Source organism: Salinimonas iocasae (genome assembly GCF_006228385.1).
GTDB lineage: Bacteria > Pseudomonadota > Gammaproteobacteria > Enterobacterales > Alteromonadaceae > Alteromonas > Alteromonas iocasae.
The window spans coordinates 168,479-188,287 of record NZ_CP039853.1 but is presented as its reverse complement, the minus strand read 5'-3'; the positions used below and the strand labels follow the sequence as shown (position 1 = coordinate 188,287).

General features: G+C 45.1%; 15 protein-coding genes and 2 pseudogenes. 8 read left to right on the top strand and 9 right to left on the bottom strand.

The window, feature by feature from the left end; genetic code table 11:
• The first annotated feature begins 199 nt into the window (after window positions 1–199).
• Window positions 200–1,311, top strand: a pseudogene (locus FBQ74_RS18165) (IS3 family transposase).
• Between the two features lie 488 nt (window positions 1,312–1,799).
• Here the strand turns inward: FBQ74_RS18165 and FBQ74_RS18160 are convergent.
• Window positions 1,800–3,134, bottom strand: a complete 1,335-nt coding sequence (locus FBQ74_RS18160) for a histidine kinase dimerization/phospho-acceptor domain-containing protein (protein WP_139758153.1) — start codon at window positions 3,132–3,134, stop codon at window positions 1,800–1,802.
• Window positions 3,131–3,805 (bottom strand): response regulator transcription factor, encoded by a 675-nt coding sequence (locus FBQ74_RS18155; protein WP_139758152.1) that lies wholly within the window; start codon window positions 3,803–3,805, stop codon window positions 3,131–3,133. The genes FBQ74_RS18160 and FBQ74_RS18155 overlap by 4 nt, the downstream gene beginning before the upstream one ends.
• 196 nt (window positions 3,806–4,001) lie before the next feature.
• Here FBQ74_RS18155 and FBQ74_RS18150 point away from each other — a divergent pair, with 196 nt between their 5' ends.
• The 4 genes from FBQ74_RS18150 to FBQ74_RS18135 are packed head-to-tail and all read left to right on the top strand — an operon-like array spanning window position 4,002 to window position 9,485.
• Entirely contained in the window at window positions 4,002–4,739 is a 738-nt protein-coding gene (locus FBQ74_RS18150) for a redoxin family protein (protein WP_408641365.1), read from the top strand.
• 15 nt (window positions 4,740–4,754) lie between these two features.
• Entirely contained in the window at window positions 4,755–5,513 is a 759-nt protein-coding gene (gene dsbG / locus FBQ74_RS18145) for a thiol:disulfide interchange protein DsbG (RefSeq protein ID WP_139758150.1), read from the top strand.
• Entirely contained in the window at window positions 5,513–8,671 is a 3,159-nt protein-coding gene (locus FBQ74_RS18140; RefSeq protein ID WP_139758149.1) for an efflux RND transporter permease subunit, read from the top strand. The genes dsbG and FBQ74_RS18140 overlap by 1 nt, the downstream gene beginning before the upstream one ends.
• Window positions 8,658–9,485 carry an efflux RND transporter periplasmic adaptor subunit gene (locus FBQ74_RS18135; RefSeq protein WP_139758148.1) on the top strand — a complete coding sequence of 276 codons (828 nt, stop codon included), beginning with the start codon at window positions 8,658–8,660 and terminating at the stop codon, window positions 9,483–9,485. The genes FBQ74_RS18140 and FBQ74_RS18135 overlap by 14 nt, the downstream gene beginning before the upstream one ends.
• A gap of 367 nt (window positions 9,486–9,852) precedes the next feature.
• Here FBQ74_RS18135 and FBQ74_RS18130 read toward each other — a convergent pair whose 3' ends face one another.
• The gene (locus FBQ74_RS18130) at window positions 9,853–10,065 is read right to left on the bottom strand and encodes a Y-family DNA polymerase (protein WP_408641364.1); all 213 of its coding nucleotides are present in this window, start codon (window positions 10,063–10,065) and stop codon (window positions 9,853–9,855) included.
• Window positions 10,059–10,466: a LexA family protein gene (locus FBQ74_RS18125; RefSeq protein WP_139758272.1), complete on the bottom strand. Its 408-nt coding sequence runs from the start codon at window positions 10,464–10,466 to the stop codon at window positions 10,059–10,061. The genes FBQ74_RS18130 and FBQ74_RS18125 overlap by 7 nt, the downstream gene beginning before the upstream one ends.
• Window positions 10,467–10,880: 414 nt before the next feature.
• Here FBQ74_RS18125 and FBQ74_RS18120 point away from each other — a divergent pair, with 414 nt between their 5' ends.
• Entirely contained in the window at window positions 10,881–12,863 is a 1,983-nt protein-coding gene (locus FBQ74_RS18120) for a winged helix-turn-helix domain-containing protein (RefSeq protein WP_139758147.1), read from the top strand.
• A 311-nt stretch (window positions 12,864–13,174) separates the two neighbouring features.
• Here the strand turns inward: FBQ74_RS18120 and FBQ74_RS18115 are convergent, their stop codons facing one another.
• From FBQ74_RS18115 to FBQ74_RS18100, 4 genes and pseudogenes are all read right to left on the bottom strand, one after another.
• Entirely contained in the window at window positions 13,175–13,630 is a 456-nt protein-coding gene (locus tag FBQ74_RS18115) for a PaaI family thioesterase (RefSeq protein WP_139758146.1), read from the bottom strand.
• 283 nt (window positions 13,631–13,913) lie between these two features.
• Window positions 13,914–14,921: pseudogene (locus FBQ74_RS18110) on the bottom strand (zinc-dependent alcohol dehydrogenase family protein).
• Between the two features lie 22 nt (window positions 14,922–14,943).
• Window positions 14,944–15,951 carry a zinc-dependent alcohol dehydrogenase family protein gene (locus FBQ74_RS18105; RefSeq protein WP_139758145.1) on the bottom strand — a complete coding sequence of 336 codons (1,008 nt, stop codon included), beginning with the start codon at window positions 15,949–15,951 and terminating at the stop codon, window positions 14,944–14,946.
• A gap of 74 nt (window positions 15,952–16,025) precedes the next feature.
• The gene (locus tag FBQ74_RS18100; RefSeq protein ID WP_139758271.1) at window positions 16,026–16,784 is read right to left on the bottom strand and encodes an SDR family oxidoreductase; all 759 of its coding nucleotides are present in this window, start codon (window positions 16,782–16,784) and stop codon (window positions 16,026–16,028) included.
• A gap of 155 nt (window positions 16,785–16,939) precedes the next feature.
• Between FBQ74_RS18100 and FBQ74_RS18095 the strand changes: the two genes are divergently transcribed.
• Together FBQ74_RS18095 and FBQ74_RS18090 are read left to right on the top strand one after the other, a co-directional pair.
• Window positions 16,940–17,833 carry a LysR family transcriptional regulator gene (locus tag FBQ74_RS18095; protein ID WP_139758144.1) on the top strand — a complete coding sequence of 298 codons (894 nt, stop codon included), beginning with the start codon at window positions 16,940–16,942 and terminating at the stop codon, window positions 17,831–17,833.
• A gap of 583 nt (window positions 17,834–18,416) precedes the next feature.
• Entirely contained in the window at window positions 18,417–18,650 is a 234-nt protein-coding gene (locus tag FBQ74_RS18090) for a hypothetical protein (RefSeq protein WP_139758143.1), read from the top strand.
• A gap of 5 nt (window positions 18,651–18,655) precedes the next feature.
• On the opposite strand, the gene FBQ74_RS18085 is transcribed toward FBQ74_RS18090, so the two are convergent.
• Window positions 18,656–19,795, bottom strand: a complete 1,140-nt coding sequence (locus tag FBQ74_RS18085; protein ID WP_139758142.1) for a Fic family protein — start codon at window positions 19,793–19,795, stop codon at window positions 18,656–18,658.
• Window positions 19,796–19,809 lie beyond the last annotated feature (14 nt).

The following is a 19,809-nucleotide window of genomic DNA, read 5'->3' as shown; positions in this document are numbered from 1 at the left end:
TTTAAAAGGATTGCCATCACCCTAAACCTGTCAGGAAACAAATGAACTTAAAGTACGCTCACTTTAATTTTCTCCTAAATTTTGACAAATAGCTAAAAGGTAGTGAAAACCTCTCCTAATTATGTAAACCTCCCCTAAACTAGTGACATACCTTTTTAGAGTTCTTCGGCGTACACTGAGCCAAGAAGGAGAACTCCTGATGAAAAAGTCCCGATACACAGAAACACAAATCGTTAAGATTCTGAAGGAAGTGGAAGCTGGCCGACTGGTTAAAGAAGTCTGCCGTGAGTACGGCATTTCAGACGCCACCTACTACAACTGGAAAGCCAAATACGGTGGTATGGAGGCCTCGGACATCAAGCGCCTGAAAGAGCTTGAGGACGAGAACAGGCGGCTGAAATCGATGTTTGCCGATCTCAGCCTGGAACACCGGATATTGAAAGATATCGTTGAAAAAAAGCTGTAAAGCCAGCGATCAGACGTGAACTAGTGAATTATGCGCGAGAGTAGCATGGCGTCAGTTTGCGGATGGCGTGTCGCGTAGTTGGCATCAGTTACTCGGTCTATCGTTATCAGCCGGATAAAGCGCGCGATGACAAGGTCATCGCCAAGCTACAGGAAGCCGTTGAGCGCTATCCCGCTTACGGATTCAGTAAGCTATTTAAAATCCTGAAACGTTGGGGACACGGCTGGAACCACAAGCGTGTGTATCGTATTTACTGTGAGTTGAAGCTCAACAAGAGACAACGTGGCAAGAAACGCTTGCCTACCCGAAACCCTGAGCCTCTGGCGGTTCCCGTTCAGGCCAACCATTGCTGGTCGATGGACTTTATGTGTGACAGCCTGCAATGCGGCAGGCGCTTCAGAACGTTTAACCTGGTGGATGACTTTAACCGTGAAGCGTTGGCCATTGAGATTGATTTAAATCTGCCGTCGCAGCGGATTGTACGCGTACTGGAACGCGTCGTCGCGTGGCGGGGTTACCCTGCCAAGCTACGCATGGATAATGGCCCAGAGTTCATCTCAATCACACTGGCGAGCTGGGCGGAAGAGCATGGCATCGCGCTGGAATTTATTAAACCGGGTAAGCCAACACAGAACTCTTACATCGAGCGATTTAACCGGACTTACCGCGACGAAATACTCAATATGTACGTCTTCAGAACACTCAATGAGGTGCGTGAACTGACGGATAACTGGGTGACGGAATACAACGAAGAACGCCCCCATGATGCGCTGAATGATCTGACACCATGGGAATATTTAACCAAGCATGAACTGGCCGAAACCTCTAATTATGGGTGTAACTAATTCGGGGAGGTTTACAGCTTTTTTCAATTACCCCGTCTTTATTCCACCGTATATGAATTTGTGTAGCCATAAGTTGTCTCCCATTTATAAGGAAATTTGAGTATGGCATTCTGCTTATCGGGTATAGGTGAGGGCAGTGCAAGACAAAGAATGGACGATCAACGACCTGATTTCCTGCATCTAACTTTAGCCAGAAGCGGACCATCTAAGGTCGGCTACCTAAGAATCGCTACTAGCGACCAAGAAACTAATTCTAGTTTCAAACAGTTGAATAGCTTGAGCATAAGTCAACTTCTTATAAGGATCGAAAAGCTTCTGAAAATTTTTCAGATAAATTTTTTTTCCGCTATCAACATTAATAAATCGCGTTCAGCGTTGGACATACTAAATCTATGTAAAGGACCGCATCAATTTAACGATGGGCTACTACCGGCAAAAGCGGAAAGATTAGCTAAAAAGGTGCCCAGGTTTTATTGACCTCTACAAAGCTATAAAGTGTCTAGGGAACTAGAGGGCTCACCAGTTGCAAATTCCAAGCAGACACTTAATTGATTTCTGACATAAACAAAGCTAATGCTACCTCTCAACTTAGTAACTAGTGCTTCAACGATGGTCAAGCCAAGCCCAGTTCCACGCGCTGTACTATCTCTCCAGAAACGCTGTGTCATTTTCTCGAGCGCTTTATCAGTAAGTTGCGCGAAGTTTTGTACCTTTATAGTTAAGGTATCGTTCGTTTCTTGTATTACTAATGAGATGGGGTAGCCTGTTTCACCATGTTGTCGCGCATTCTCTATTAAATTTTTTATTATCATACCGAAGGCAAATGCTGGGATGCAGTTGATGTTCGAGTTGCATTCGATCTGAGTATCTACATCGTCACGCTCAATGCCCAGTTCGTTAAAAACGCTATTCAACTCGCTATCTACATTCCAGGCAGAAACATTACCAAGAACACTCTCGTTCTCTACTCTGGCAAGTAAAAGCAAGTTCTCAACAAGGCTTTGAAGACGGGTTGCACTGTAAAGGCTTTTCTTAATCGCGTTTTTCTGGGAGTTTCCTTGGGTAATGTTAGCAACCTGAAGCTGACTAATGATACCGGTGAGTGGGGTTCTCAACTCATGTGCGGCATTGTCCGTAAATGATTTTTCTCTTTCTATTGCACTTTCAACCTTTCTAAAAAGCGCATTCTGACTTTCGATAAGCGGGGTGAGCTCGACAAGTTTATGGGCTATCCGGATGGGTTGTAGGTCGTTGGGTGACCTGTCCGTAATCGCTTTTTTCAAAAGCTGAAGCGGCTTAAGTTCGTGACCCAATGCAAACCAGATGATTATGAATGATACGAGAATGGCGATAAGGGTGGGTAGCGCACTCACCAGCACAATTTCAATAAAGATGGAGTGACGTTCAGACAGCCTCTCAGCGATAACGACGTTATGTTCCTTTGTGGCGAGCGTATACACCCGCCACTCACCATCATTAATAGCTATGGTATTAAAGCCTGAAGGCAATGAATCTGGCAGGTTTAATTCATTAGGATGACTATTAGCAATCACTTCACCATTTAATAAGCTTACCTTGCAGGCAAGTCCTTTTGTGGAGCCGGTATCACTGAATCGTTCTACGCCCTCTAACCCGAATTTCGAGGACGTGTTCTGATTAGACAAAATTAAATTATTAACCATTTTTGCCGTAGAGAGTAAGCGGTTATCCATGGCTTGATTGATTTCATCTTTCAACTGGAAAACCGAAAAATAGCTTGCGACCATCCAAAAAAGGAAAAACACGGGCGCAATTATTAGTATAAGCTTCAGTCGAAGACTCATTGGTTTTGCTCTTCGACTGAGGCTAAGCGAAAGCCAAGTCCACGCTCAGTAATGATAATGTTTTTACCGACTTTCTTTCTCAAGTTGAACAAGTGAACGTTAAGTGCATTGCTACTCACATCCTCATCCACCCCGTATAGATAGTCTTTTAGCTGATTCTCACTCAATATCCTATTGGAGTTTGATAAAAACGCAGTAAGCAATCTTAACTCTGACGCTGAAAGAGTCAGGCGTTCGTCCTTGAGCTTTACTTCCTTGTTTGCCAAGTCGTAGTGCAAATTACCGTGTCTCAAAAAGCTATCAAGCTGACGGGTAGAGCGTCTGTAAACACTATGGATTCTTGCCATAAGCTCTTCGAAGTCAAACGGCTTTGTTACGTAGTCATCTGCTCCGGCATTCAGCCCCTGAATCTTGTCATCAAGCGCGTCTTTTGCTGTTAGAAGAATAATTGGGAGGTCCTGATTACGTTTTCTGGCGAATTTTATAAGCGAAGTTCCGCTACCATCGGGCAACGCTATATCCAGCAGGCACATGTCAAACAGGCATGTGGTTAGGTAGTGCTTTGCTTCAGAGATGGTAGCAGCGTGAGTAACCTGCATAACCGAATGGCCCAGATAGACGCATATTGCATCTGCAATAACAGCATCATCTTCTACAAGTAATATATTCATAAGCCTTATTGGTTTATCTGTCGGATATTCATAAGGTATCTGTTCAAGATTAATTTCAAATTAATCTACGCTAGTTAACCTGCCAGCACAATTCGCCAACTTCGTATCTATTGTGACCAGTATATCGATTGGACCATTCGCGTTGATGACTAGTACAGCCCTTGTGTTAGTCAGTATTTTTCTATTTTGGATTTTTGTGAGTATTCTTACAAAGTCAACCGTCCACAAAAAGCTTGCTACCGACACGTTATTTTGGGGCATGGTTATTGGCTTTCTTGCATCCCGTATAACGTTCGTTATTGCATTGTGGGATGTTTATCAAAATGATTGGTTTGCAATACTTGATATCAGAGATGGTGGCTTTAATCAGGCTGTTGGCTGGTTTGCAGGAATTATCTTCATCATGATTCGGGCTCGCGGCAATCGTAAACTGATGTCTGCATATCTTAAATCTGCACTGTTCACTGGCGTAATCATTTTCCCGCTTTTTTTATTTAATACTTTAATCAGTAGTCAAAATGCTGTGACGAGTGTGGATGTAGTCACAGCACAAGGTAGGCCACATGTAGTGAACACCCAGACGGGAAAGCCACTAATCGTTAACTTTTGGGCTAGCTGGTGTCCACCCTGTCGTCGGGAAATGCCTATTCTGCAAGATGCGCAGCAAAAACACGACGCCGTTCAATTCGTCTTCATAAATCAAAAAGAATCGCCTGAAAAAGCCCGCCAATTCTTAGAGAGTCAACAAATAACGATAAAGAACAGCTATTTCGACTTTTCCGGTAAATCGTCTGCGCAATTAGGTGCCTATGGCCTTCCCACTACGCTGTTTTTTAATGCTGATGGCGAGCTTGTCGACAGTCACATGGGGGAGCTGTCACAAGCCACATTGCAACATTATTTAGTGCCCCTGTTGAATGATTTGAACAAGTAATGCGGAGAGTAAAAAATGCTTAAAAACACCCTTTTATTTCTAACTATCGTAAAGTCCGGCGTGGCAATCGCATCATCAGTACCAGAGCCACTTAAATTTGTAGAAAAGCAGGGAGGTGAAGTTGTCGACGCGTTTGACGCGCCTTCGGGGTTTACTGGTTACATTATTGACTTCAGGGGGAATGCCCTGACCGTCTACCTGACTGAAGATAAGCAGTTTCTGTTCACAGGTAAAATGCTGGATTCGACGGGCCGCGACATGGGTGAAACAGCACTAAGTGCATATATAACTGGTCCGCAAAGCGAGAAAAACTGGCAGGCACTTGCCTCATCAAATTGGATCCCTGATGGTGACAAAGATGCCGAGAGGGTGATTTACACGTTTACCGATCCGAATTGTCCCTACTGTAAGAAGTTCTGGCAACAAGCCAGACCCTGGGTGGAAACCGGGAAAGTACAAATCCGACACATACTGGTGGGGATTCTAAAAGCAGATAGCTTCGATAAATCGGCTGCAATTTTAAGTGCAGAGAATCCCGCTACAGCACTATACCAGCACGAATCCGGTAACGAGATTGACGTTCGCGCCATTGCCTCACTGTCTGATAGTGTTAAAGAAAAGCTAAACGCCAATCATGCACTAATGCAAAGCTTGGGGGTCAGTGCGACGCCAGCTATTTATTACAAAGACGGCAATAATGCCGTTAGCCTCCAAATGGGTCTTCCTGGAAAATCACAACTCGAACAAATAATGGGCGCTGGAGACGACCAGTAATGTGGATAGTCAGTCTTGCGCTACGGCAACGGTATACTCTTGGTGCGTTAGTATTGCTGCTCATTTTGTTTGGTGCGCGAAGCGTATTTAAAATGTCTACCGACATTTTGCCATCGATAAATATCCCTTACGTAAATGTTTTATGGACATACCCGGGGCTGGCGGCAAGCGATATGGCATCAAAAATTTCGTCCTTCAGCGAAATTGCGATAATGAATAACGTGGACGATGTTAAAATGGTGGCTTCAGACAGCGGTAACGGCTATTCGATGATTCAGGTCCAGTTTCATCAAAATGCTAAAATCGACGTTGCACTGTCTCAAATCACCAGCGTCTCGCAAACAATCTTAAAGCGGTTGCCTGAGGGGATGACACCACCATTGGTTGTCAATTATTCCACCTCCAGTGTGCCGGTACTGCAGCTTGCCATTTCATCGGCGAACTTAACTGAGTCACAGTTGTACGATTACGCGCGTTTAACACTGCGCAGACAAATTCAGTCAATTCCCGGACTTCGATTATCCCTCCCATATGGAGGAACCACTCGTCAGCTCATGCTGGACTTGAACAGCGATAAAATGCGCAATGCTGGCGTAAGCGCTGAAGATGTTGCTCGTGCGCTGGCACAACAAAATGTCACACTGCCCTCTGGTGAAGTCACCGTTGAGTCGACCCGTTGGACAGTTTCGACCAACGCCAGTCCTGTAGATCTCAATAGCTTTGCTGACATTCCTATAAAAAGCACGAAAGATTCTGTGGTTAGGTTAGGCGATGTAGCGAATATCAGAGATGGTGGCGCAGAGCAAACCAGCATGTCGAACCTTGATGGCGAACCAGGGGTTATGGTCTCAATACTAAAACTGGGTAATGCCTCTACGGTTGATATTATTAATGAAATTAAACAACGGCTTCCGGAGATAAGGAAAAATGCGCCTGAGGGCCTTCGCCTAGAACCCGTTTTCGATCAGTCACGCTTTGTTATTGCCGCCAGGGATACGGTAATTCATGAGGCTGTACTGGTCTCCTTTCTCGTTGCTGTTGTGGTACTCCTTTTTTTGGGAAGCGCAAAGAGCACGGCAATAGTATTGACGTCCATTCCGCTTGCACTTTTAAGTGCTCTCACGGGTCTTAGCCTGGCTGGGTACACACTCAACCTGATGACTCTGGGGGGACTCGGGCTGGCAATCGGCATTTTAGTCGACAATGCACTGGTCGAAGTAGAAAACATTAACCGCAACATCGGTATGGGCAAGTCTGTTCGTCAAGCTGTGTTAGACAGTGCCAGACAAGTTGTATTCCCTGAGTTCGTATCGACGCTAAGTATCTGTATCGTCTTGCTGCCGATTTTTACTCTTGAAGGGGCGAGCGCATTTGTCTTCAGACCATTGGCTATGGCTGTACTCCTTTCAATGGTGTCTTCTTTCATCCTCTCGCGAACACTTGTACCTACACTGGCCTTTATGCTGTTAAGAGTAAAGAGTGAGAAAACACAGCCTCACTCACGTACATGGCTGCACCGGGTTCATAGTTTAGTCGAGCGTCTGAGCGATGCGCTAATCCATCGGCAAGTCCATAATGTCAGTGCTTTAATGAAAAGAAAAGCGTTGGTACTGCCTCTTGCACTTGTGACCTTACTGCTGCTCTTAGGCACAACTTCCTCACTGATAGGAAAAGATTATTTCCCTGAATCGGACGCAGGGGGAATCAAACTGTTTATAAGAGCAGAGAGCGGCAGTTCACTGGAGCATACCGCAAAAATGTTTGCAAAGGTGAGGGAGGTTGTGAATCAGGTTATTCCGCAGCAGGAGTTACAAGCGGTTGCCGAGAAAATCGGGCCTCCGGACCCAATAAACAGAACCTGGGTACCCAGTATGTTAACGATGCCATCTGAAGGCGAAGTCTTTATCCAGTTGGCGGCTGAGCACGCGCCAACAAAACAGTACATTCGTAAACTAAGAGAGCGGCTAGCTGCTGAACTACCCGAATTAACGGTCATGTTCAGGCCTGCAGATATCATAGCGCAGACCCTCAATGGTACAGCCAGAGCCGCTATCGAAGTCAACCTGACCGGCCGTGATGTACAAAGGAGCCTGGAAGCCGCTAAACAGATGATGGAGAGCCTTAATGGTATACCTGGGGCAGTGGACATCACGCTCGGCCAGATTTCGGCCTGGCCTGACGTATATCTTGAAATCGATAGAGTGAGAGCACAGCAACTAGGTGTTGATATAGGCAAAATCAGTCAGGCAATTTTAGTATCGCTTAGCTCCAGCGCCACGGTTTACCCAAATAGCTGGGCAAATAATGGCATAAGCTACATCGTAGCCGCCCAGGTTCCATCCAGTCAGCTTGGTAATTTGGAGGAGCTACTTAACATACCGGTGGATTTTGATTCATCGGGAAATCCCATCTTATTGAGAAACTTCGTTGAAATAAAAAAGCGAACCCGGCCAGCAAATATCAGGAGACAGATGTTGGCACCAGTGGTGAGCATTTTGGTGAATGTGGATAAAAGAGATTTAGGGGCCGTGTACAATGATGTCAGAGGCGTGATTAACAAGTTCAAAGGCCACCTTCCTCCCCAAACACGCGTTGTTACACAAGGCCAGGCAGGTGACATGGAAGATGCTTACACCACACTTGCATTAGGTATGGCGATGGCAGCGGTGCTTGTTTACCTGTTAATGGTGACCAACTTCCAATCCTGGGCTCTACCTTTAATGGCGCTAGGTGCAATGCCTTTTGCCATTACAGGCGCTTTTGTCTCACTTTGGATAACCGGGACAACCCTGAGCGTATCGGCTTTTATGGGCATGATTATGGTTATGGGTGTCACTACTGCAAACAGTGTACTTCTGGTTAGTTTTGCGCGATACGCCATGTTGGATGGCCACCCTTCAGTTCGGGCAGCATTAGAAGCGATAAGCGCTCGAATGCGACCAGTAATGATGACCGCAATTGCCATGCTTATAGGAATGCTGCCTATGGCACTAGCCTTAGGTGAAGGGGCAGAGCAGAACGCTCCTCTGGCAAGGGCTGTGATGGGGGGCTTACTTTTTGGCACGCCGGCTACGTTAACTATCGTGCCCTTATTAATCAGCATGCGCGAAAAGCGCTTATTCACAGAAAACGAGGTACCTGAAGATGCCAGCAAATAAGTTAATCCTAGCAACTCTGGCAACACTAATAGCAAATTGGCCTTTGCAATCATTAGCTGATTCAGTTTCACGCGACTCCGCTACATTTGAAAGCCAACCTATGACCGTTATCCCAGCGATTACTAGGGCTTGGAAGATGGCCGATCTTCATTCGAGAGCTACTGGAATCGTCGATGAAGTATATGTAGAAATTGGTGATGCCGTTTCTCGGGGCGATGTATTATTGACTATCAATGATCCCATATTGGATACAGAGCTTCGCATTCTCCTGGCAGAGCTTAAGGAAGCTGAGGCTGAGCATAAACTGAATGAGCTGAACTTCAACCGTTCAGAGCGTCTGCGTGAAGATAACTTGATTAGTGCTTCTGACAATGACCGCTTGCAAGCCAAAGTGGAAAAATCAGAAGCTTTTATTGACGCGATAAAAGCAAAAATTGCACGTAAAAAGCTTCAGCAAGCTTTCTTGACCGTTCGCGCCCCATTTGATGGCCATGTAATAAACCGAGAGGTGGAAAAGGGAGATTTGGTTATGAGTGATGACAAAGCCGGAGCAGCACTTTTCAAGATAGCGGACCTACGCCGGCTTCGTATACAGTATCGCGTCCCTCAGGGAGTTTCCTATCAAATAGACAATGGTGATGGCGTTGAGTTTACGGCAAAAAGCTATAACAAGCTGCTGAACACTTCAGTCAGTCTGATTTCTAAAGATATAGATGAATCATTTGGCACTGTATTGATGGAATCCTGGATAGATAATGAAAGCTTAGAATTACCAAGCGGACTTAGGGGAGAGGTAGCGATAAGTGCAAAATAGAATCAATTTCAACGAAATTGTAAGGCATTAGCAGAACGCGGCTTTTTTAATGTCTATCTAAAGCTACTAGAGCGAAATGTTGGCGACCTCCAGCCAACCCTATAAGCAAGGTTGGCTTGGAAATGATCCGGCGTTTATTGGCGACTACGTGAATCCTTTAGCTTTATAAGCAATTATATTTGAAAAATATAATTATAAGATTTCAATATAATGGTGTATGAGATACCTCATTAAACAGATGCTCGCCCAGGCCCACTGTCTGTTGCAGCGCCATTCCTTCGACCTAATGCTTTGCGCCAGATGCTACGACCGGCTCTAATTCGCGATTCTGTCCAGGTCTGCCTATAAGGAATATACGTGTGAAATATCACGCACAAGTGAGGCAAGCTATGAGAATCGCTTCGTTTACAAAAGCCCGAAGTGAGCTTTGGACTTCCTCCAGGCGCTTGGCAATCGGACACATGGCCACTATACAGCCATCGTTATTGCTCAACACAATTACCGGTTTATCGCGGATAGTCGGATCAAACACCTTTTCTGCTGAGGCGTACATGCCAGTAGCATCAATCAGAGCTAGCATACGAGGTGCGCCAATGGTTTATGTAATCTTATAGAGCGAATAACCACGCCCTCTATCTGAAAGTCATCCCCTTCCTTTAAAAAGTAGGGGGCGATATCGTCTGAGCCGGCTACCAGGCACCGATTGCGTTTATCCACCCGCTTACAGATAAACACCCCATTCAGATTAGCCACGCAGATGCACATATCTGTAATTGGTTCGGCGCGAGAGATGATAAGCAAATCACCATCGAAAATACCGTCCCTGACCATTGAATGGCCTTGCGCCAATGCAATAAATGTTGCGCTTGGTTTATCAATTAGTAATGCATCTAAGTCTAAACCCAATTCAGTGTATTCTTTTGCCGGGGATTCGAACCCAACGAGGCCAGCCTGCGCTTTAATAGAGACTACTTTTAACATCATGATCGCCAATACTGTTTTTATATACAGCATATTAAATGATGACTATTGGGTTTAGCAATAAGATACCCTCAGTCTGACTTTTCATGCTCCGCATCATCATGATTTTTAAAAACTAAAAGCTCCCGGGTCCCTACGGCATAACTAGACGACTCCGTATAGATATTAATAACTACGTATCAAAGAGTGAATTCGACAGTGGCCCGCGGGTTACTTGCCTCTGGGCTACGGCTTTCAAGGGGTGTCAATTGGGATTGGACTTGTCTTAACTTTTAAACGGAACACTTTAGGCCACATTCACAGCCATATTCGGACAAGTCATACCTGTTACATGGAAACTTAATTTGACCGTTCAGTTTTTATCCAGCTAGTGTAGAAACGTGACTCGACGAAAGTATAATTTTGGGTACCGTGATGGCTACAGGGAACAGTGTTAAAAGCTGCTATTCGTTCGGACAGGGATGTAAATTTTACCCCGACCAGAAGCTGCTGGTATGTGCGACTAATGAACATGTGTTAAGAAACAAAACGGCAGAAGTACTTCTTATTTTATTACAGACACCCGGGCAGGTCGTGCCTGCGAAAAGCTTCTTCGATATTGTCTGGCAGGGGAAGTTTGTTAGTGAGAATGTCCTGAAGCAAAGTGTCAGTGAGCTACGCCAGTGCTTAGGTGATAGTGGGCGCAAGCTCATTGTCACCTTATCGAAGAAGGGGTACATGTTTAAGGGTGAAGTAAACCTTGCCGTAAGTTCATATCAAGACAATTCGGCCGACGCACAAAGCGAACCTGATAAAAGTCAGCTCGCCTTGGGCCGATCAGTGCCAAATTTGATACTGTGGCTCAGTCGGTTTTTTTCCCACGCTAAACTGCGCACTACACTCAGCCTGATATCTGTCTTTGCCCTATGCTTTCCCACATATTTTGCCCATGAAAAAAGTTTATATAACGAGGCTATTTACGCAAAAAACCAGCTTCTAGAAGGAAAGCTACTAATCCACAAAACGATGAACGCAAATGAATTCAAACGTGACGATAAAGACAGTGACCAGCGACTAGATGAACTTAAGGCAATTGCATTCAAACAAGACAGTGACGTATTTTTCTCACTTGGTAAGCTTTCAGCTTTCAGACACTTTGCTATGAGTGTGGGCGCGTATAAAGAAGCGCTATTAGCAGTAACCAGAGAAGAAAACCATATTGAAAATTCATATGGGTTGGTGTCCGTCCAGTATCTAGAAGCACTGCTTACAAAATCAGATATTTTGCTTGATTTAGAAAGGCGCGAAGAGGCCTTTCGGATATCGAAAGAGGCAATGGCATTAGCTGAACAGAACTTCTCAGAGAACAAACAGCTTCTCGCAAACACCTACTTGGCACACAGTAAGGCAATCCTGTACTGCCTGGAGCCCTTATGTCGTCGAGAGAAAGCCATGAAAGAAGGGCGCCGGCTTGCATTACTGGCCGCTGAATTTTATAAGTCCCATCGACAGCAAGATCGTGTTCGCTATGGTGATAGCCAAATACTTTTAAGCTGGTACACGTTCACGCCTGAAAAGAAGCTTGAATTTGTGGAGCGTGGGCTTTCTGCATTTCAGAATAGTTTGGGCCCCGGTCACTCCAAAACAATCGGAGCACGTGAAGAGATTGGACGCATTAAAGCTTTCTATTATGAGGATTGGAAAGCAGCAGAGACAATTCTGACAGACACCAAAGCGATGAGAGACAAGACCGAGACCGGCGAAAGTAGAAGTTTAGCTATGTCTGAACACTACCTGGGGGAGTTATTCTTCATGAGCGGTCAATTTGAACGTGCGATTGAAGCTCTAAATAATGCTAAACACAAGTTAGCAACGAGTGTTGGTAAATACAACAATACTTATTTAGAGCAAACCATGCTCAAAGCCAGAGCACATCTTTATTTAGGGGACTTGTCCGGCTGTAAAGAAGAGCTCTTAGAGAGCCATAAAATATCCGCATCACCGAATATCTCTGCCGGTGTAGTAATCTTACGTGCCATCGAAGCTACACGGATGAGGCTTAATTCACTCGAGCCTTCAAAATCGATGGCGGAGATGGCTGTACAAGAGGGCGAGAGTCCTCCTGCCAAGGATGTTTATAAATCGCCAGGCTCAGTATTGGCGCACGAAGTTATCACCAGGAAATTTAAGCTATCACCTAAAGAAGTCGCAGGTAAATTCATCCAAAGTATCAGGGAGCTGAATAAACCTTCCAGTGAACTGAACCGATATTTCTATCCAGCGGATTTAGCGTTTATTCAGGGACGCGCTCAGGCAATTTGCGAGAAACACAGTAAGTCTTTTTGCGGTCGCATGAGTAGCATAATGGCTGTGAGACTGAACGATTCTCCCAGCTTTTCACAGCGAAGAGTATTGTAAATTGCTATTGTGTATCAGCTATATGTCTGCTGTGTACGTAAAACAGTCGTTGGTTTATTGAAAACTGAGTAGCAACAATGAGCGTTAAGCGGACCTTGAAGGTTACTAACGCGCTAGTCCATTGTAGACAAGGGGCGAACGTTCTACGCCCAAAGCAGCGACAGCGTTAGCTGTCCGACTGACTTTATTTGTTAGCCTCGAATTGCTCCAATGCCTCCGCTGCAGGCCTGAAGTAGGCGTTTATATAAGATTACAATTGATAACCATTTAATCTTCCCCTCAAATAACTGCCTTTTTTCTTTTAAACGGAGTCAAGCTTTCAGAGAGTTAATTGTTTTAATATTTTCACTTCGTTCCGATGTATAGGGCGGTATAGAGTATGTACCTACAGCATGTGCTACCAAATCACTCACCCCCTCAGAGTACAGAGAAACCTCCCCAACCACGAGAGTACGGCCGACTTTTATCAGAGAACATTCCGCAATGATTCGCTCATTTGCCGATGGCTTACGTAAGAAGTTGATGTTAAGGCTAGTTGTTACTGCCAATGGCACGATGCCAATTTTACCAAGTATCGCCACATAAAGTGCCACATCAGCCACACTCATTAAGACAGGCCCCGAAACCGTTCCGCCAGGACGTAATTCATCCTGACCCACATGATGAGATACAGTCGCTCCAACGTTGCTCACTGCTTCCACAACGCATTTGCTTTGTGGAAACTCCGATTTCATGAAAGCGATAACTTCTTCTTTTGTAGCTGTCATTGAGACTCCTTAAATATTTATTCACGTTTATAGGCACCTGGTGAAGCGTTGCCCCAAGACTTCTATATCCCATTGTAAGCCTAGTTTCTCTTCCACCAATGCAAAGCTCTGACTTTCGTACAGAAGCTAGAGTTTTATCGCCTCGTTTGATCGTCCGAATCTCATTGCTTGGGTTATCTAGCCTTCCAATAAATTCCGCCATGCTACTCGCCACTGAACACGCAAATTCCCGACCAAAATCAGCCACTGACTGAGTTGAGAGACAAGTGGAAGCTACGAACTGTTAATCAAGTTCGACCACTATTTTACCAATCTGCTGATTTGACTCCAGATAGTGATGCGCTGCTACTATCTCTTCAAATTTAAAACTTCGATCAATGACAGGCTTGAGTGTTCCCTCGGATAAACCCGAGAGGATAAATTGCTTTGCTCTGCGAAAACGCTCGATGTCTTTTATAACTTCAGTAAACACATACCCCCTAACTGTCAGACCTTTACGAAGTGCTATTTTTAAGGGAAAAGGAGTTGCTTCGGGACTTAATGCTCCGTGTACTATTATTGTTCCTTCAGGGCTCATTGCTTCAGCAATTTCAGCTATCTGCGGCCCACCGACAGCATCAAATGCGATTTTTAAATTGTTTGCTCCCAAGATACTTCTCAAGCTATCCATTAGCGGTTCTTCTGGGGTTGCAATCACATGGGCCGCGCCAGCCTTGAGCACAGCAGCCTTTTTAGCTCCTGTTAGAGTTGTAGCGATAGGGATACCCCCCCAGAGCATTCACAATTTGAATCGCAGCCAATCCAACACTGCTCGATGCGGCGGTTATCAGTACTGCATCGCCTTTTTGCACGTTAGCAATTTCGACCAAAGCGCCATAAGCTGTCAGGTACTGCATCCAAGCTGCTGCGCCTTCAGCAAAGGTTAGCCCTGCTGGTTTGAGTGCCACATATTCACTTGGTACGACAATCTCTTCTGCATAGCAGCCGTTCTGAGAAAGCCCCATCTGAGGGACAATACAAACCTCGTCCCCAAGGCGTAAATGATTTACCTCTTCCCCGACTTCAATGACTATCCCGGATGCTTCATAGCCGATTCGTGAAGGGAAGTCAGCCTTTTCTATATAGTTGCCTCGCCTAAACATGGCATCAGCACGATTGAGCCCAACAACTTTGACCGCAATACGTACATCAGTGGCCTGCAAACTTGGACTCGCGAGCGAGTCAATAGTTAATACCTCGGGGCCACCTAATTCATGAAACGAACAGTTCGAATTAGTTTTCTTGGGCTCATATGCATCCTCAACAATGACTTTTTAAGCAATTACATCAATAACTACTTTACCCATTGATCCCAACTCTACGGCATTATGTGCATCTATTGCCGTGTCTAGGGAAAAGCGTAACGGATCTAGTAGTGGCTTAATTTGTCCAGCTTCAACGAGAGCCGTAATTTGCCGCAAAATGTCACCATGATGTTTGCGCCCCTCTCCGCTGAGCTGTGGGTGTAACACAAAAATCGCTGACAATGTTGCAGAGCGTAATGACGACGGTACCAGGTCATGTGAGTCGAATGCAGCACAGCTTAAAATATGTCCATAATGTGCAATGATACCTAATGAGGCATCGAGTACAGAGCCACCGACAGTGTCGTAAACGATATCGAATCCTTTGCCTTGGGTGTATGCGTCCACGTAGTCAGCAGGGTTTACAGTGTGATAATCAATCGGCGTGGCACCAACCGCCTTGAGCAGTTCTTGTTTTCCAGTCGATGCAGTGGCATAAACGTCGGCACCTAAGGCCTTAGCAATTTGCACAGCTACATGCCCAACTCCGCCAGCTCCACCTTGGATAAGGACTTTCTGGCCCGCTTTAACATTCGCCTTGTCAACCAAACCTTCCCAAGCGGTAAGTGCAACCAGAGGTAAAGCCGCAGCTTCACGCATGGACAAATTTTTCGGTTTGAGAGCAAGTAACTCAGCATCTACGTTGGCATATTCAGCCAATGATCCTTGCAATCCTCGCACTCCGCCAGTCAGACCATAAACTGCATCGCCTACTGCAAAGTCGGTGACGCCGTCGCCGATAGCAACAATTTCTCCAGCTAAATCGGTGCCAAGTACTGCGGGTAATTCCGGCATGGCATAAGGAGCGATACCTTGGCGGATCTTGTAATCAATAGGGTTGACTCCACTTGCAAATATTTTTACTTGCACCTGACCTGCTGATGGAGAGGGTAAGTTAATCAGGGCTTCCCGGAATACTGTACCCTCTTCATAGCTATCTAATACCAAAGCACGCATTTGTCTGTTTAACGCTGTCATCAATAACCTCACAAACTAAATATTCAGCGGGTGGTTAAATCACCCGCTGGTTAATAGGTCTTTTATTAAACTAATTAAAACTCTTGAACAGTTGGGCGCAGAACAATCTCGTTGATATCCACATCCGCAGGCTGCTCAATTGCGTATGCGATAGCACGAGCAACAGATTCAGATGGAATTTCATTTTGCTGATAAAAATCTTTTACAAAGGCTGCACCCTGAGTATCTGAACTTCCATGTTTTAATTCAGATTCGACTGCACCTGGTGAAATGATTGTTGAACGAATTTTACCCCCAACTTCATGGCGTAAGCCTTCGGCAATAGCGCGAACAGCGAATTTGGTTCCGCTATAAACCGTGCCGCCGGGACTGAATACTTTGACACCCGCTACGGATGAAATATTGATAAAGTGGCCTGTTCCCTGAGCCTGAAAAATCGGAAGCGCTGCGGCTACTCCATACAGCAGACCTTTAACGTTGATGTCAATCATGCGATCCCATTCGTCAACTCGAGTCTCAGCTAACGGTGCAATCGCCATTAACCCTGCATTATTGATAACCACATCAACTTTACCGAAGCGCTCTTTTGCAAGATTTAAAAGGGCCTTAACTTCGTCCTGGCAAGTCACATCTGTCGCTTGAACCGCAACTTTTCCGCCTGCTGAGTGAATGTCAGCAGCAATAGCTTCAAGCTTCTCCATACGTCGGGCACCTAAAACAACAGATGCGCCAAGGCTGGCTAAATGTCTTGCCGTGGTCTCGCCTAAACCGCTGCTACCACCAGTGATAACAACGACCTTACCGCTGATGTTATTTGCTAAAACACTGCTCATAGTTAATATCCTCAAATAAGTTGAATGACGTTGTCTAAATAACAAGCAAAGTATCTCTTACCTTCAAAAACCAATAAATGGAAATGTTTTAATTTCACAATTCCATATTTTGGAATAATATTTATGTATTCATTTCAAACCTGAATGTGACTGTGATGCTTAACAGATTGGAAATGCTCCGGATATTTTGTACTGCTGCTGAGTCTCGCAGCTTTAAAGAAGCGGCTAACCGTCTGGGAATTTCTCCTCAGGCAGTGACACGAGCAGTGAAAGAGTTAGAGCGATTGCAAGGGGAGCTTTTATTTCATCGAAATACTCGACACATACAAGTGACCCTAGTTGGAGAAAAATTTGCTTTGATAGCAAAAGAACGCCTGCACGCTGTAGATGAATTGTTTCAAACAAGCGCCCGTGACTCGGGTAATGAATTACAAGGGCGGGTTCGTATCGCGGCGCCTGTTGGTTTTGGTCATAAATGCTTGATGCCAGCATTAATGGAACTCTCAACAGTACATCCTCAACTTGATATAGACCTGACACTCAGTGACGAGCGCGTGGATGTGGTTGACGAAAAAATAGATATTGGGATTCGTATCGGCTTCATGAGGGATAGTCGATTTATTGCCCGCCAGCTCGCCAAAATTAATATGTATGTCGTGGCTTCGCCTGACTTAATAAATAGAGTGGGAAGGCCTGCGTCTATTGAAGATCTAAACCACTTGCCGGTTACAGGGTTAGTAGATCGCAATACGGGAAAGCTTTGGCCATGGATTTTTTCCATGGACAGACAGTGGATGCCATCCATAACACGTTTTCGAAGTGCCGACGCCGAAGCTGAATTAATGGCTATACAAAATGGACTGGGGTTTGCTCAAATTCCTGACTGTTTGGCCCAAGACTTATTACGCCAAGAGAAACTTGTGAGAGTGTTAGAAGAGGTCGAGCCGGTGCCTTGGGATTTATATATTTATCGCCCTCAACGTGGTCCAGTACCACAACGTATTCGATTGGTTTTTGATCACTTGGTGTCAAGATTGAGTGTCCGCTAATGGCACGAACCAGAAGCTCAAAATCACAAAGTTAAATGGCCGCTCTTTGTCTAAAGCGGACTGCCTCGGCTGTGCGAACCAACTTCCGCAAATCGCGTTTTTCGAACCATTGGATTAAGTATTTTACTAACTAACTAACCTCTCTCAAGCCTGACTATTTTCTTGCGTATAAAGCTAACGCCTACGCTGTTTCGCGCTAAGGGAGTACATTAGGCTAAGCACCACGCCTAATCCAGCCCCCATAATTAACCCACCAGCCAAATCCACAGATAGTCCAAATATTTCATCTTCCTTTCGTATAGTTGTTACCCAAAAGAAAAGCATAAAGGAGATACTTGCAATGAGAGGAATAAGGGCGATTTTCGTGTTCTTGAACATACGAGCTCCATGCACATGTCATTTTACAAATTTCTTATATAATTATAGGTAAGTCTATGCCTACTTCCTGCTCCCTGTCTTCCAGTTTGAGTTAGGTAGCGATTAGCAACCGATTAACTGCTAGCCAGTCAGCTCTCATTCAGCCATTAAGACCAGTAGTGCGGGGAACCATTTTATTTAGAATACATTGAATAAGGAGATATACATGCATTCACCAAAAGAGAAAATGCCCGAGGTAGGACGAAAATTATGGCTTAGAATACGCGCGCCCGCCATTTCTTCTGAGGGTTATTTCGACGGAAAGCAATTCTGGCTGGTTCAGAGTTGGTTTGACTACGAAGTCTTGCCTTGTGACGTGGAGAAGTGGAAATATATGGGAGCAGAAAATGAAGCAGCCACATATGACTTGCAGAGCCAGAAAAGACAAAGGTTGAAGTAGTGGCCTCAAACTGCTTGGTGGCCACCGACTTCTGCAATCGCTCTCTCAGCAGTAAAGCTTGCCGGGTCAAAGAGTAAATCATCAATTTTCGCCCATAACTCAAAGACTTTTTCACAACTAAATACAATCATCTGTGCCGGCTGCTTAAGCTTCAAACACTTTAAAATGCCTAAATCACAAAACGATGTCAGTAGCTCATTTGCATCGCTTACTCTCAGCTTGAGGTGCTTACATATCATCTCAAGAGTCACCAGGGGATAATCAAAAAGTAGTTTGAGCAACGCTATTGCATTCACGGGTTGGCAATACAGGGCGAGTTGGCTTGATAATGCAAGCCAGACACTGTTTATCCTTTCGCTTATCACTTGGCTAATACCATTTTGCCAAGCAAAAGCTCTTTCCCAATAAGAAATAACATCGTTCCAGCTTCCTCCGATAAGGGCTCTGGGGGTTGCGAATAGCTCTTCACGAGACTGTTCAAAATGATTTAATCTATAAAGTGTGGGACTTAAAAAGGAAGAAAACTCGCGTTTTGATGACAAAAAGCTTGTTAAAAGTAAGCGTGATAACCGACCGTTACCGTCTGCAAATGGGTGGCTGGCGATAAAATAACTAAAGGCCAGCAGTGCGTTAGCAGGCTTTGTTATGTCTTCATGTTTTACAAAAGCCTCCCATTCACTAATCAATTTATTTAGCTCAGCGGGAGGGGGAGGGACTACCGTTGCATTCTCAATTTTATCTGCCCCAACCCAGTTCTGATGCTCTCTGATCCGCCCCCGGCTATTGTCCTCCGGAGTGATTAGCGTATGCATATCGCAAAGTAGCTCTACCGACATTTCTTTTTGAGCACAAAGCTTCAGCGCAAGCTCAAAGCGCTCTATCTGTGTGGCAATAGTATGGGCATAGGTATCACCGTTCTGTATGCCTGCCTGCGCGATACTGAGCCGTTTTCGGCTTACCTCCCTTCCTTGCTTTAAGGCACTGCCTCCCGATATGTAGCGTGCGGTGAGCCTGGCTATATTAATGTGAGGAATAGCAAAGTTGAGCGCCGGCAAACCGGTCGCAGCGCTTTCAAACGAATGTACCTGAGCGTCAATGGATAAAGGGTTTGAAATAATCAGTGGCTTTCTATTATCAGATTTCATAATTATGCTTTGGA

What these genes read in the sequence shown, in the direction of transcription:
- FBQ74_RS18160 (WP_139758153.1), bottom strand. Translation starts at nt 3,134, where the DNA reads ATGAGTCTTCGACTGAAGCTTATACTAATAATTGCGCCCGTGTTTTTC.
- FBQ74_RS18155 (WP_139758152.1), bottom strand. Translation starts at nt 3,805, where the DNA reads ATGAATATATTACTTGTAGAAGATGATGCTGTTATTGCAGATGCAATA.
- dsbG (WP_139758150.1), top strand. Translation starts at nt 4,755, where the DNA reads ATGCTTAAAAACACCCTTTTATTTCTAACTATCGTAAAGTCCGGCGTG.
- FBQ74_RS18140 (WP_139758149.1), top strand. Translation starts at nt 5,513, where the DNA reads ATGTGGATAGTCAGTCTTGCGCTACGGCAACGGTATACTCTTGGTGCG.
- FBQ74_RS18135 (WP_139758148.1), top strand. Translation starts at nt 8,658, where the DNA reads ATGCCAGCAAATAAGTTAATCCTAGCAACTCTGGCAACACTAATAGCA.
- FBQ74_RS18130 (WP_408641364.1), bottom strand. Translation starts at nt 10,065, where the DNA reads ATGCTAGCTCTGATTGATGCTACTGGCATGTACGCCTCAGCAGAAAAG.
- FBQ74_RS18125 (WP_139758272.1), bottom strand. Translation starts at nt 10,466, where the DNA reads ATGTTAAAAGTAGTCTCTATTAAAGCGCAGGCTGGCCTCGTTGGGTTC.
- FBQ74_RS18120 (WP_139758147.1), top strand. Translation starts at nt 10,881, where the DNA reads ATGGCTACAGGGAACAGTGTTAAAAGCTGCTATTCGTTCGGACAGGGA.
- FBQ74_RS18115 (WP_139758146.1), bottom strand. Translation starts at nt 13,630, where the DNA reads ATGACAGCTACAAAAGAAGAAGTTATCGCTTTCATGAAATCGGAGTTT.
- FBQ74_RS18105 (WP_139758145.1), bottom strand. Translation starts at nt 15,951, where the DNA reads ATGACAGCGTTAAACAGACAAATGCGTGCTTTGGTATTAGATAGCTAT.
- FBQ74_RS18100 (WP_139758271.1), bottom strand. Translation starts at nt 16,784, where the DNA reads ATGAGCAGTGTTTTAGCAAATAACATCAGCGGTAAGGTCGTTGTTATC.
- FBQ74_RS18095 (WP_139758144.1), top strand. Translation starts at nt 16,940, where the DNA reads ATGCTTAACAGATTGGAAATGCTCCGGATATTTTGTACTGCTGCTGAG.
- FBQ74_RS18090 (WP_139758143.1), top strand. Translation starts at nt 18,417, where the DNA reads ATGCATTCACCAAAAGAGAAAATGCCCGAGGTAGGACGAAAATTATGG.
- FBQ74_RS18085 (WP_139758142.1), bottom strand. Translation starts at nt 19,795, where the DNA reads ATGAAATCTGATAATAGAAAGCCACTGATTATTTCAAACCCTTTATCC.